This window comes from Runella limosa DSM 17973, from assembly GCF_000482465.1.
GTDB lineage: Bacteria > Bacteroidota > Bacteroidia > Cytophagales > Spirosomataceae > Runella > Runella limosa.
Genome location: NZ_KI519420.1, coordinates 1144448 through 1156838 on the forward strand (window position 1 = coordinate 1144448; position 12391 = coordinate 1156838).

The window sequence follows — 12391 nt, forward strand, 5'->3', positions numbered from 1 at the left end:
AGTTAAATAATTGATAATCCATCACTCAAAAACGACATTCAAAAATGAAAAAATATATCATTCTCATTGTACTGAGTTTGGTCTGTTGGGTAGGTATCCACGCCCAAACACCCAAAAAAGTCACCTACACCTACGATGCCCTCAATCGGCTCACGGAGGTAACGTATCCTAATGGAGAAAAAATCACGTATAATTATGATGTGTTGGGTAACAGAACAAGTGTAGTACAAACGGGCTGTACAGCTACTCCCACGGCGGTTATTTCGGGCGGGGGTACTATCAACATCGGAGAAACAGCCGATTTGATAATCACTTTTACGGGGATAGCACCTTACAATTTTACGCTCTCAAGCGGGTCTTCAGGTACCGCTTTTGGTTCTCCGTACACATTACGCACTGGTCCTACGGTCACAACCACTTATACCCTCGCGTCCGTCAGTAATCAATGCGGTACTGGCACAGTCAGCGGCAGCGCGGTGGTAACGGTCAATGGTTCGAGTCCTTGTCCGCCAACTATCACGCACAGTGGCAATATAGCAAGCGGTACATACTCGGCTTCGGGTACTATCGTGAGCACAGCCAATGTCCCCAATAACACCAAGTATTATGCGGGGCAATCTGTCACCCTTTCACAGGGGTTTTCGGCAGGGCCTGGCGAGAATTTTGAAATTAAGATTCAGGGGTGTAATACTACGCCTACCGCACAAACACCTCGCCCGCGTATTGATTAAAAGTACCTTCTTGAAATCACAAAACAGCCCAGCCGCGTTGGCTGGGCTGTTTCTATTTCATAGGTTATTGACAACATCTGTTGAAAGTTCCGTCATTTCTGAGATGGTTTCGGGGTCAAAGCCTTTGGCTTTCATTTTTTTTGCCATTTCAATACGGGCTTGTTGCTCGCCTTCTGCTTTGCCTTCTATTCTACCTTCTGCTTTACCTTCAATACGCGCGGTAGAGATAATTCCCCGTTCTGAAAGGAGCATTTTTTCGTGTTTTTCGTAGGCTTGCTGCTCTTGTTCAGATAGTTCGTCAAATTGAAGTTGTGCTTTTACTTCGGCCAATCCTTGTGCCTTGAACTCCTCTTTTACCTCATTATTTTTGAAGTAATAAATCCATTCATCGAGGCTATCTCGTGCTATATCGTCGAAATTGTTGATTTTAATGACATAATATTCAGGATAAACTTCATACACGGCGTCTTTCTGAAATAGTTCTTTTTGTTTGACTGAAAGTCCTAAAATATCGTTTTGATGAATGCCCCTAAACTCTGTTTTGCCATGATAGACATAATCGGTACCATGCCCTAAATCGAAGTAAATTAAGTTGATAGAGAATATTTTTTTGATGTCTTGGTAGGGTTTTCCTTTTTGGAGGGTCTCGGTTAAGTGTTTGGAAGTAGCAAAAAGCATACGCTGAAAGTAGTCGAACTCTTTGCTGTATTGGAGTTCGATGATGAGCCGTTCTTTTTGCTCATTTTCAACCAACATATCCACCCGATTGATTTTTTGTTCGTCATCCTCCGCGTTGGATTCACTTTCCAACAAATTGATAATGAGGATGTCACGTTTTAGTAAAACGCTCAAAAAACCTTCAAGAATAGCAAAGTTGGCTTTCTGTCTAAGAAGCCGTTTTAAAGCCCAATCAAAACTGACAAGTGTGCGGTTCATTTAGATGAAGTTTGCTGCAAAAATAACGAAAAATAAGAAGCAACCCTCAGCAATGTTTAACTGCACCGCAGGAGTTGCGTTTTTGAACAATCTCAATCTTTAGGGAGGTGAGAGAGGAAACTATTACGGTAGATGCTTGCTGCCAACAGGATTTTCTGCCAATTTATTTTCTACTACTCCACCCACCCTTCGGGAAAATGTCCATATACGGTTTGATAAGCCCTAATGATAAGGGGTGGGAGTTGGTATAGCGCTTCTTCTCGTTCTTTTTCGTAGGCATCGTCTAGCTGGGCTTGAAGTTTGGCTACGTCTTCGAGACGTTGTTGGCGAGTAAGTTCTTCTTCGAGGGCTAGCTGCGGGTCATAGTCTTCGGGTTGGGTAACTTGCTCAGGTTTCTCAAATGACACAATGCCAATCCTTGGGAAACTGTACCGCCAGTTGAATCGACCCTTTTTGAGCCTTTCAAACAGTAAAACCAAGAGCGAAAAAACGGTATCGTCGTCGAGTAGTAAGACATCAGCACAGTAAAAATCTATGTAATCGAAGATTACTTGGGAGGGGAAATACTCATTGAGAAAATCGGCAATAAAACGTCCTGACCCTCTGAAAGACCCTAAATGGTAAACAGTCCCGTTTTCGTCAATCACATCGTGGTTATTAGAGAAAATGCACCACAAACAGGATCCTAACACATCTAAAAACTCCTCGTAGGGTTTGATGGGTTTGGGATTTTCAGCCAATTCGTTTTCAATATCCGTAAGTACAGGTGCGTCTAATGCTTTGCCTGCTTGAGTCATCCAAGCTTTGAGGTTCTCATGGATGTGCAAGCTTTTCTCATAAACTTGTTGGGCGGTTGGATGAAAAATGAATTTGTAAGGAGAGTTTTCCCAGCCATCGGGGGCAATAGCAGTCATCAATTGCTCAGATGAATCTGTTAAATACTTCAACAGTTCTTGACACGCTTGTTCAGTGGCTTGGGTTGAAGTGTCCATCATTTTGTGAGATTTTTTCCATGCTGGTCAGGATCTGCAAACTCGACTCAACGGCATTAAACAATCAAATAATATTCCTCTTTAGCAAATATAACCACAATGAAACGATAATCCTTTTTACTCCTCCAGGTTAAACGCATTAAAAAAAGTAGCCTCAGCGAGGCTAAATCTTAGTAGAAAAAAGGGGGTAAAGGCCATCCAAAAGCCCCATCGGGGCGGCCGACGTTCGGTGAAAGATGTCACCGAACGTCGGCCGCCCCGATGGGACTTTGTGTGGATTTGATACATTTTTCTACGAAGATTTAGCTCCTCTGGAGCAATGAATAGCCGCTCTATATTTTAACGCGTCCAACCTGTCTTTACTCCACTAGCCGCCGCAACTCATTGAGTTTGAGCAATGCTTCGATGGGCGAGAGGGTGTTGATGTCGAGGATTTTTAGCTTTGATTTTAGCTCTTCTATTTTGGGGTCTTGCGGTTCAAAGAGCGTCATTTGGTAATTCACTTTTGGCATTTCTTTCACCGCTTTGGTGGTTTCTTGCTTGCGATGACTCTTTTCGAGGCTGTGCAAAATATCGTTGGCTCGCAGCACCACTTCTTGCGGCATCCCTGCCATTTGAGCTACGTGAATCCCAAAACTGTGCTCGCTTCCGCCTTCTTTGAGCTTGCGTAAGAAAATGACTTTATTGCCCATTTCCTTGACGGCTACGTTGAAGTTTTTGACCCGAGGAAAATCTTCCGCCAATTGGTTGAGTTCGTGGTAGTGCGTCGCAAAAAGCGTTTTGGCGCGGTGGCGCGGGTGATTGTGCAAAAACTCGGCGATACTCCAAGCGATACTCACCCCGTCGTAGGTGCTGGTGCCGCGCCCGATTTCATCCATAAGTACTAAACTGCGCTCGCTCAGGTTGTTGAGGATACTGGCAGTCTCGGTCATCTCGACCATAAAGGTACTTTCGCCGCGACTGAGGTTGTCGGAGGCGCCCACGCGCGTAAAAATCTTATCTACCAACCCAATTTCGGCTTCCAATGCGGGGACAAAACTGCCCATTTGCGCCATCAACACAATCAAGGCCGTTTGACGCAGCAAAGCGGATTTACCCGCCATGTTAGGCCCCGTGATGATGATAATTTGCTGTGTAGCGTCGTCCAAATATAAATCGTTGGGTACGTAGCTTTCGCCCAATGGCAACTGCTGCTCAATGACGGGGTGACGTCCTTCCTTGATTTTGAGCGCTTTGTCGTCGGTGATGACGGGTTTGTAATAGTTGTTTTTCTTGGCAATTACTGCAAACGACGACAGCGCATCCAACACCGAAATAATTCGAGCGTTTTGCTGAACGGCCGTTACGTAATCGTTGGCCGTCATGACCAAATCGTTGAAGATGCGCTGCTCTATGACAAACAGTTTTTCTTCGGCACTCAAAATTTTATCCTCGTATTCTTTCAACTCGGGCGTGATGTAGCGCTCGGCGTTGACGAGGGTTTGTTTGCGAATCCAGTCGGACGGTACGCGGTTTTTATGGGAGTTGGTCACTTCCAAATAATACCCAAAGACCTTGTTGTACGCAATTTTTAGCGACGTAATTCCCGTACGTTCAATCTCACGGTTTTGGACTTGAATCAAGTAATCTTTACCAGAAAAGGCCAGTTCTTGCAAACGGTCTAACTCGGCATCAATACCCGCTTTAATCATGCCCCCTTGGTTGGTTACGGTTGGAGGGGCGTCGCGGAGTTCGGTTTCAATTTTTTCAAGCAAAAACTCGCAAGCGTTTAATTGGTCGGCGTATTTGCGAAGAGGGCCTAATGCGGAAGGGGCGTTTTCGGTTTCATTCCAGGCCGCTTGCAACAACTCTTTGACGGGCGCAATGTGACTCAGCGATTTTTTGAGTTGCACCATCTCTCTTGGATTGATGCGCCGAACGGCTACCTTAGAAATAAGTCGCTCTAAATCACCAATTTGTTTGAGGTGTTGGGTGAGCGTTTCCAGCATTTCTTCATGCTTGAGAAAATGCTCCACCGTTTGGAGACGTTCTTCGATGGGCGCTTTGTCTTTGAGAGGCAACACCAGCCATTTGCGAAGCAAACGCGCACCCATGGGGGTCACGGTTTGGTCTAGAATTTGAATGAGTGGAACGCCCCCTTCTTGTTGGGGATACACCAACTCAAGGTTGCGAATGGTGAAGCGGTCGAGCCACACGTATTTTTCTTCGTCGAGGCGGGTAAGACGCGTAATGTGCTGGATTTCGCGGTGCTCAGTATCGGCTAAGTACCTCAAAATCACGCCTGCGGCCACAATACCTTCGGTCAGTGCTTCTACCCCAAAGCCCTTCAACGAGGCGGTGTTGAAGTGCTTGGTGAGTAAGTCGTAGGCAAAATCATGGGTGTAGGCCCAGTCTTCAAACGAAAAGGTATGAAACTTATCACCAAAAAATTCGGTAAACTCTTGGCGGTGTTTTTTGCAGTACAATACTTCCGAAGGGGCGAAGCTCTGGAGGAGTTTTTCGATGTAGTCTTTGGTGCCTTGGGTAGTCAAAAATTCACCCGTAGAGACATCCAAAAAGGCAATGCCGAAGACGTTATTTTTGCCAAAATGAACCGAAGCAAGGTAATTGTTGCGCCGAACGTCCAACACGTTGTCGTTGAACGAAACTCCTGGCGTCACCAATTCTGTTACACCTCTGCGCACAATCCCTTTGGCCACGGCGGGGTCTTCAAGTTGGTCGCAAATGGCTACCCGTTCCCCCGCGCGGACGAGTTTGGGGAGGTAGTTGTCTAACGAATGGTGAGGGAAACCCGCAAGTTCTTCTTGCGAACCGCCGTTGTTGCGGCGCGTCAAGACAATCCCCAAAATGCGACTAGCGCGCACGGCATCTTCCCCAAACGTCTCATAAAAGTCGCCTACTCGAAAGAGGAGCATGGCACCTGGGTATTTCGACTTTATTTGGTTGTACTGACGGTTGAGAGGTGTTTCTTTGACTTTAACGGGTTCGGTTGCGTTTTTTGCAGTGCGGGCCATGCCTAGTTCGTAATTTGTAAGGATTGGCCGCAAAAATAGTCAAAATATCAAGAGGAAAGACGCTTCCTTTTTATTGTTTGACAACCGCAGGTTCCACGCTTACGCCCATGCTCATAATACCAGGCAGGGGGTCTTGGCGCATGTATTGACGCACTTTAAAGGTATATTTTCCTGCTTTTGGGAAACGGTAGTTTTTGAGTGCCACGATTTTATGGTCAAACAAGTCGCCGAGCCCGTCACCCATGGGTTTGCCCGTACGTTCGTCCATCAAAATCAATTCGTTGAGGGCTTCGTTGACAACTTTATTTTTGTCATTTACCAAAAAACGTTTTACGAATAAGTTGTAATACGGGTAAGAAATACTGTTGCGTACCAAATAATACACGTTGTAAGGCTGCGAAATGTCGGTGATTTCGAAGGTAAACGAAGGCTCGTTTTTGACGAACCACATGCCATCATCGATGTCTTCGTGGTCTTTGAAAACAGCGTTTGAGTCGCAAGAAAGTAAGCTAGTAATGGCTAAAAGAAGAACAAATTGAGTGATTTTTCTTGCGTAAGCGGTAAAAAACATGGCAAAATTGGTTTAGCTCAAAAACGGTATTTTTCGACGGATTTTCAAAGGTATTGATTCTCGTTCAACGAGCAAAATCCCGAATCCGTACAGCAGACATAACGCTAAGTGGTACGGAACCGATACCCAGAAGCTGGAGATTTTTACAAGGGTTGAAAAATAAATCAACAGCCCTGCGCTAAAAATATACCCTAGTGCCGATCCTACATTGTAGGGAACGGAATAGTATTTCTCTCCCAACAAATAACATACCACACACATAGCAATGCTTGATACCAAAAAGGCGTAGGCGCAGCCTAAGTAGCCCATTTGGGGAATAAGCCACAGGTTTAGCCCGACCGTCAAAGCAGCGCCAATGAACGTAATAAGGGTTCCAAAGTGGGTCTTATCGGTCAATTTAAACCAAAACGCCAAGTTGTAATAGACGCCAAGGAAAAGGTTGGCTAACAATAAAATGGGAACAACCTCCAGTCCCACGCGGTAGGCTTTGGAAAGCATATAATGGCCCAAAATATCAATGTTTAAACTAACCCCGACCCAAAGTACGACGCATACAATTACAAACCATTTCATGACAAGTGCCAACAACTCGGGAGCGTTTTTGTCTTCGGCTTTGGAGAAAAAAAAGGGGTCGGCGGCGTACTTGAACGATTGAATCGCGAGCGACATAAAGACGGATAGTTTATAACAACTGCCGTAAATGCCGAGGGCGTCCTCGGAGGTGAGTTTGGGGTAAAAACCTGTGGGGAGCAGGTGGCGTAAAAACCAGCGGTCGGCCATTTGGTTGACAGTTCCTGCCAAGCCCAAAATCAAAATAGGGTAGGCATACACCCACATTTCGCTGAAAACAGGCCCTTTCCACGTAAAGTGAAATCCCTTAAACGCATCGCGAAGCAGCAGTAAAAAGCACGCATTGGCAATCAGGTTGGCAATAAAAATATAGCCTGGGCCGATTTCGGGGCGGTACAAGTACGAACCAATAGGTTGTAATGAGGTGAGGTATTTACCCAAAGAAATGTCACGACAAAGTACCAAGAAAAAGACGTTGAGAATGACGTTGATGGCAATGTTGATAATTTTGACCGCCACAAACTTCTTGGCTTTTTTCTCCAACCGAAGGCGCGCAAAGGGAATCGCCACGATGGCATCAATGGCCACAATGAGGGCAAGAAAGACAATGTTGGACGACTCTCCAGGGTAATTGAGCAATCGACTGAGCGTAGGAGCCATGACAATAAGCAAGCCCGAAAAAACAAGGCTTACCACCGTTATTGCGGTTTGCGCTTGATTAAAATATTCTTGGCGGCGTTCGGGGTTGCGGTTGGCAAAACGGAAAAAAGCCGTTTCCATCCCAAACGTAAAAATTACATTGAACAGAGCTACCCAGCTGTATAATTCGGTATTGGAAGAAAGCTCGCCAGGACGAAGAAAGACGTGGGTATGAAGAGGAACTAAAAACCAGTAAATTACCCTGCCTAAAATGCTACTCACTCCGTACAGGGCGGTTTCACCAGCTAATTTTTTGAGAACACTCATGTAGTAATTTCTTTTTGGTGTTGTTTTTTGGTTTGTCTAGCGATTTCATTGGGTAGTATTCGCTTATTTTTTAGCCTGCTTCATTCTTGTTTATAGAAATGTAACGTTGTCAGGTACCAGGTCGAGGGTGTTGACTGGAGGCATAATCAGTTGATTGAAAGGAGTTTGTTCAGTTTTGGTGTGCAATACTCCTCTAAGTGTACCCACGGTGGTTATGGCCAAATGAATGGCAAAATTTCGGGGCAGTTGTATTTGGTCGGTATTTTCTACTTTGAGGTCATTCCAGCTATTGTCTTCAATCCTGAAATAACACACTACCGTAATGAGCATAAAGGGGGGGCGGTCCGGGTGTAAATATCGCGCAGTTTTACGTGCTAAAACGATTTGATGGGTTTTATCTATACCGAATGCAAGTTCGTGATTTATCTCGAACGGGGCGTGTTCTTGATAAGATTCGGGAATGATGGCAAACTGTTCGGTCTGAATCCGAACGATATTAAAACGAATGGTTTTTTCTTGATTTTCCATTAGGCAGCTATTGCATAAGCGTAGTTGGAGTCGGAGGGGGCAGTATCGGTTGTGCTTTTTGTAGGCGGTATTTGCACCTGCACGTCCATCGTTTTAAAGTCAAAGCCTTGTACAGGCATTTGGGTAGGAGTAACATACGAAACGGTGGAGCCACCCAAAAAATCAATACTTGTTTCAATGTTTTTATCATCAAGCAGCGGAGATTGCAAGATAGCCTCCAAGCGAGTGATGGTTTCGAGGGTGAGGTTTTCGTTCCCTTTTACAATTTTATTAATGTATTGGGGCGAGGCTCCCATTAAATCGGCCAACTCTTTTTGATTAGCGGGGGTTTTGCCCGCTTTTTTATTATTGCGCAATTGGCTCAATATTCTAATTGCAATTTTGGCTGACCGGTCGAGCCACTCTTTATTTTCTTGGCGCCATTGGGCTTTTTGAAGCCAACCCGAGGGTTCTGTACTGACCATTTGGTCCAAAATATCGGTTACGGTTTGGTTTGTCATAAAAGGGTTGGTTGTGGTTATATGTCAATGTATCCAGTGTCAAAATCAGTATTTTCGCTAAAATGATTTCGCTTTAAGATACTTGCCACATTCAATAATTTGTCCAATTCGTATTGAGTATGGGGGCGTTCTTCCATTGTTGACGTTAGTTTAATGGCCCCGCCTGTTATGATGAAAACGTCGGCTATACGCACTGCATAGACCCTAAGCCAACTTGCTTTTGCAAGCCCGTAGGCTTTTGTGGTACTATTGAGCAGGGGTTTGCGCGTAGAATTTTGTTTGAGTAGCGGTACAAAAAGGGAGCTTAGATTGGTTTCATCGGGAGCAGTGGTTGAGTTGGCAAGGTCAATTATCTTTTTTTCAAAAGCATCTGTCTGCCGCCTTGTTCTTTCGATAGCCTCTTCGGTAGAAATAATTTTCCCAAAAAGTGATACCCAAAACTCACTTTGAAGGTCTGTTTGGTGCTCTTCAAAAAAATCAAAAAGGTATTCTATGTCATTCCAATTGTTAAAAATCTCTTCAAAAGCGTGACCGTCAGCATTTTCAAATACTACACTGTACAGGTTATGAGCAATTTTTTGAAGCGCAAAGTTAGTGCCAACTTTCATAAAATCAACTTATAAGTTTACTTATTTGTTCTTTGAGTTGGTTTTCAATGTATCTAATGTTGTTGGCAATAATGACATTCGGGATAATCGTATGTATCTTTCAGGGCATTTACGGCAGAAATCTAATGGTTTTGAACCAAACCAAAATCAAAGATAAATTACTTTTACGGTGGAGAAAAATGGTAGTTGTATTTTTACGAGGAAAAGGGAACTGATAACTGATAGATTCTGCTTAGTTTTAAAACATTAACCAATATTGATGTCATGCCCACTCTTTTAGATTTTGTAGGAAATACTCCCTTGGTGGAGTTGAAAATGATAAATCCAAACCCAAAAGTAACCCTTTTGGCCAAACTCGAAGGTCATAACCCAGGAGGAAGTGTCAAAGACCGCGCCGCGTATAGTATGATAAAAGGAGCCGTTGAGCGCGGTGAAATCAAACCTGGGATGAAACTCATCGAAGCCACAAGCGGGAATACAGGCATCGCGTTGGCGATGATTGCCCGTTTGTACGACATTGAAATTGAGCTAACCATGCCCAAAAATTCTACTCGTGAGCGCGTGCTTACGATGGAGGCATTTGGGGCAAAAGTGATATTGACAGACACCATCGAGTCGGCTAGAGACTATGCCGATGCCAAAGTCGCCGAAGGTGGGTATTTGATGTTGAATCAGTTTGCCAATCCTGACAACTACTTGGCGCATTATCGAAGTACTGGTCCCGAAATTTGGCGAGATACTGAAGGGAAAGTGACGCATTTTGTGTCGTCTATGGGAACGACGGGCACAATTATGGGAACGTCACGCTATTTGAAAGAACAAAATCCTAACGTGCAGATTGTAGGCTGCCAACCCACCGACGGGTCGAGCATTCCAGGGATTCGGAAGTGGCCTCAGGAATATTTGCCAAAGATTTTTGAACCTGCGCGGGTGGACAGAGTGATTGAAGTATCTCAGGATGATGCCACGCAGCGGGCGCGTGATTTGGCAAAAATAGAAGGCGTTTTTTCAGGAATGAGCAGCGGAGGAGCGGCGCACGCGGCGATTCAGTTGGCCAATGAACTCGAAGAAGGCGTGATTGTCTTTATCGTATGCGACCGTGGCGACCGCTACTTGTCAAGTGATTTATTTGGGTAAAAATAATAACCTCCCGAAAGTTCTAAACTTTCGGGAGGTTGTAAAGTCTAGTAGCCTGGGTTTTGTTTCAACGTTGGCTGACCTCCTTTTTGGCTGTTCAAGATTTCGTCTTGCGGAAGTGGGAAGTACAAGTTTTTAGAAGCAAAAACTTTTCCTACCATGTACGAACGCTTATTGAACTTACGGCCAGAAGGTTCAGTCCCTTGTACTGATTCTTCGGCAGCGTATTTATTCAACACTTTTTCGGCGATGCCCCAGCGTACCAAATCAAAGAAACGGTGGCCTTCCATCGCAAACTCAAGACGTTGCTCCATCCGAACGGCGTTGCGGGCATAATCAGCGCCTTTGCCTGCAAAAGTACCTGCTGGGTACGGTTCCACTTGGTATGTTACGGTTGGGTCTTGTACTGAACCAGTTTTGGCACGCACACGAAGTTGGTTTACGTAACCTTCAGCAGCAGCCAAGTTGCCAAGCTCAACTTCGCATTCTGCCAACCACAACAATACGTGCGAAAGTTTGATGAGGCGGTAGTTGTTGTTTACGTTTCGGCGGCTTGTCGAGTGAGTCGTGCTGTTTTCTTCGGCAAGGTAATACATCCATTTTTTACCAGTGAATGGCCCTGCGTAAGCTTGGTCACGAATCCAAGTAGAACCTGGCATTGGTCCCCAGTCAAGGAAATTTACGCCACGGCGACCTACTGTCCAGTCCAAACGAGGGTCAACAGGGATTGTTTTGTCAAGGGTAAAAGCAGTGGCAGCAGCGATACCTTGGTCAGTTGGTAAATCTACTTTGTTGTACGTATCGAGCGTGCCGTCAGCGGCGGTGCCAATCATTGGCAAACCGTTCTCTGTTTTAAACGCGTTTACGAGGTTGTGCGAAGGTTGGTAGAATCCGCAGCAGCCACGACCTGGAGCAGTTGCCGAATAAGGCCAGTTAAGGTTGTCACCAGCGTTACCGTTGTTACCCGTTGTACCGTCGTTTACTGAGAATTGTACTTCAAAGATAGACTCTGAATTATTATTGGTCACTGTGCGGTAATTATCATGGTAATTAGCTGCCAATTTTTTGCCAGAATTTTTCACGACATCTTCCAACAGAGTTTTTGCAGCAGCCCATTTCTTTTGGAAGATATAAGCTTTTGCTAGGTACGACTTAGCAGCCCACTGCGTCGCTCTTCCTTTTTGAGCCTGAAGGACAGGAAGGTTTTTGGCAGCAAAGTCAAAATCCGCTTCGATGTTTGGCCAAATGTCTTTGTCGTTAGGAATCTTTGTGGAATTCGGATCGTCGCGGTTATAGACTTTTTCGTCAATATACGGAACGTTGTTCCACATTTTCTTCGCCTCGAAGTGATAGTGCCCTCTTAAAAAACGTGCTTCTGCAATGGCCTGCGTTTTTTCGGCATCAGTCATGTCTTTTACATTGGCTATGATTTGGATTACTTCGTTGCAACGAGCCACTCCATCGTACGAATGCCACCATTTTCCTAAGAAATAGGTATTGTCCGACAACCAGTTGTATTGTTCAATAAACGACTGTTCTGGCTGGTCACCCGCGTCAGTACCTTTTACGGCGTCATCGCTACTGATACCACCGAAAACGTAGTTCGAAATCGTTGATTGACGACCTGTGTTACCCGCACCAACTCCGTCGAGCAACGAATAGGCACCAATCAAAAGGGCATTGATACCATTTTTCGTAGATAATTGGTCCAAAGACGCGCGTCCTTGGGGTTTGAGGTCAAAGAAGCTCTCAGAACAAGAGAAGCTTAGGCCGACCAAAAGCGTTAATATGATTACTTTTTTCATTGTTGTTTCGAAAATGTTTTGCTTGTTGTTGAC

The 12391-nt window shown here is 44.9% G+C and carries 11 protein-coding genes; 2 read left to right on the plus strand and 9 right to left on the minus strand.

What is annotated here, in order from left to right; all coding sequences use genetic code 11:
* Positions 1-44: 44 nt before the first annotated feature.
* The gene (locus K339_RS36515; protein ID WP_064750969.1) at positions 45-731 is read left to right on the plus strand and encodes an RHS repeat domain-containing protein; all 687 of its coding nucleotides are present in this window, start codon (positions 45-47) and stop codon (positions 729-731) included.
* Between the two features lie 57 nt (positions 732-788).
* On the opposite strand, the gene K339_RS0114810 is transcribed toward K339_RS36515, so the two are convergent.
* The 8 genes from K339_RS0114810 to K339_RS0114845 form a co-directional block, all read right to left on the minus strand.
* Complete coding sequence (locus K339_RS0114810; RefSeq protein WP_028524293.1) at positions 789-1667, minus strand: PD-(D/E)XK nuclease family transposase; 879 nt, start codon at positions 1665-1667, stop codon at positions 789-791.
* Positions 1668-1840: 173 nt separating this feature from the next.
* Positions 1841-2662: a hypothetical protein gene (locus K339_RS0114815; RefSeq protein WP_028524294.1), complete on the minus strand. Its 822-nt coding sequence runs from the start codon at positions 2660-2662 to the stop codon at positions 1841-1843.
* A gap of 356 nt (positions 2663-3018) precedes the next feature.
* Positions 3019-5673: a DNA mismatch repair protein MutS gene (gene mutS / locus K339_RS0114820; protein WP_028524295.1), complete on the minus strand. Its 2655-nt coding sequence runs from the start codon at positions 5671-5673 to the stop codon at positions 3019-3021.
* Between the two features lie 70 nt (positions 5674-5743).
* Entirely contained in the window at positions 5744-6244 is a 501-nt protein-coding gene (locus K339_RS0114825; protein ID WP_051398019.1) for a gliding motility lipoprotein GldH, read from the minus strand.
* A gap of 12 nt (positions 6245-6256) precedes the next feature.
* A complete protein-coding gene (locus tag K339_RS0114830; RefSeq protein ID WP_028524297.1) occupies positions 6257-7780 on the minus strand; it encodes a lipopolysaccharide biosynthesis protein in 1524 nt (507 codons plus the stop codon).
* A 90-nt stretch (positions 7781-7870) separates the two neighbouring features.
* Entirely contained in the window at positions 7871-8308 is a 438-nt protein-coding gene (locus K339_RS0114835) for a hypothetical protein (protein WP_028524298.1), read from the minus strand.
* Entirely contained in the window at positions 8308-8808 is a 501-nt protein-coding gene (locus tag K339_RS35990) for a helix-turn-helix domain-containing protein (RefSeq protein WP_051398020.1), read from the minus strand. Before K339_RS35990 ends, K339_RS0114835 begins: the two co-directional genes overlap by 1 nt.
* A 17-nt stretch (positions 8809-8825) precedes the next feature.
* Positions 8826-9416, minus strand: a complete 591-nt coding sequence (locus K339_RS0114845; protein ID WP_028524299.1) for a hypothetical protein — start codon at positions 9414-9416, stop codon at positions 8826-8828.
* Between the two features lie 264 nt (positions 9417-9680).
* Here K339_RS0114845 and cysM point away from each other — a divergent pair, with 264 nt between their 5' ends.
* Positions 9681-10553: a cysteine synthase CysM gene (gene cysM / locus K339_RS0114855; RefSeq protein WP_028524300.1), complete on the plus strand. Its 873-nt coding sequence runs from the start codon at positions 9681-9683 to the stop codon at positions 10551-10553.
* 47 nt (positions 10554-10600) lie between these two features.
* Here cysM and K339_RS0114860 read toward each other — a convergent pair whose 3' ends face one another.
* Positions 10601-12358, minus strand: a complete 1758-nt coding sequence (locus tag K339_RS0114860) for a RagB/SusD family nutrient uptake outer membrane protein (protein ID WP_028524301.1) — start codon at positions 12356-12358, stop codon at positions 10601-10603.
* Positions 12359-12391 lie beyond the last annotated feature (33 nt).

Bases quoted from the DNA above. Each gene is read 5' to 3' on its own strand.
- K339_RS36515 (WP_064750969.1), top strand. From the start codon at position 45: ATGAAAAAATATATCATTCTCATTGTACTGAGTTTGGTCTGTTGGGTA.
- K339_RS0114810 (WP_028524293.1), bottom strand. From the start codon at position 1,667: ATGAACCGCACACTTGTCAGTTTTGATTGGGCTTTAAAACGGCTTCTT.
- K339_RS0114815 (WP_028524294.1), bottom strand. From the start codon at position 2,662: ATGATGGACACTTCAACCCAAGCCACTGAACAAGCGTGTCAAGAACTG.
- mutS (WP_028524295.1), bottom strand. From the start codon at position 5,673: ATGGCCCGCACTGCAAAAAACGCAACCGAACCCGTTAAAGTCAAAGAA.
- K339_RS0114825 (WP_051398019.1), bottom strand. From the start codon at position 6,244: ATGTTTTTTACCGCTTACGCAAGAAAAATCACTCAATTTGTTCTTCTT.
- K339_RS0114830 (WP_028524297.1), bottom strand. From the start codon at position 7,780: ATGAGTGTTCTCAAAAAATTAGCTGGTGAAACCGCCCTGTACGGAGTG.
- K339_RS0114835 (WP_028524298.1), bottom strand. From the start codon at position 8,308: ATGGAAAATCAAGAAAAAACCATTCGTTTTAATATCGTTCGGATTCAG.
- K339_RS35990 (WP_051398020.1), bottom strand. From the start codon at position 8,808: ATGACAAACCAAACCGTAACCGATATTTTGGACCAAATGGTCAGTACA.
- K339_RS0114845 (WP_028524299.1), bottom strand. From the start codon at position 9,416: ATGAAAGTTGGCACTAACTTTGCGCTTCAAAAAATTGCTCATAACCTG.
- cysM (WP_028524300.1), top strand. From the start codon at position 9,681: ATGCCCACTCTTTTAGATTTTGTAGGAAATACTCCCTTGGTGGAGTTG.
- K339_RS0114860 (WP_028524301.1), bottom strand. From the start codon at position 12,358: ATGAAAAAAGTAATCATATTAACGCTTTTGGTCGGCCTAAGCTTCTCT.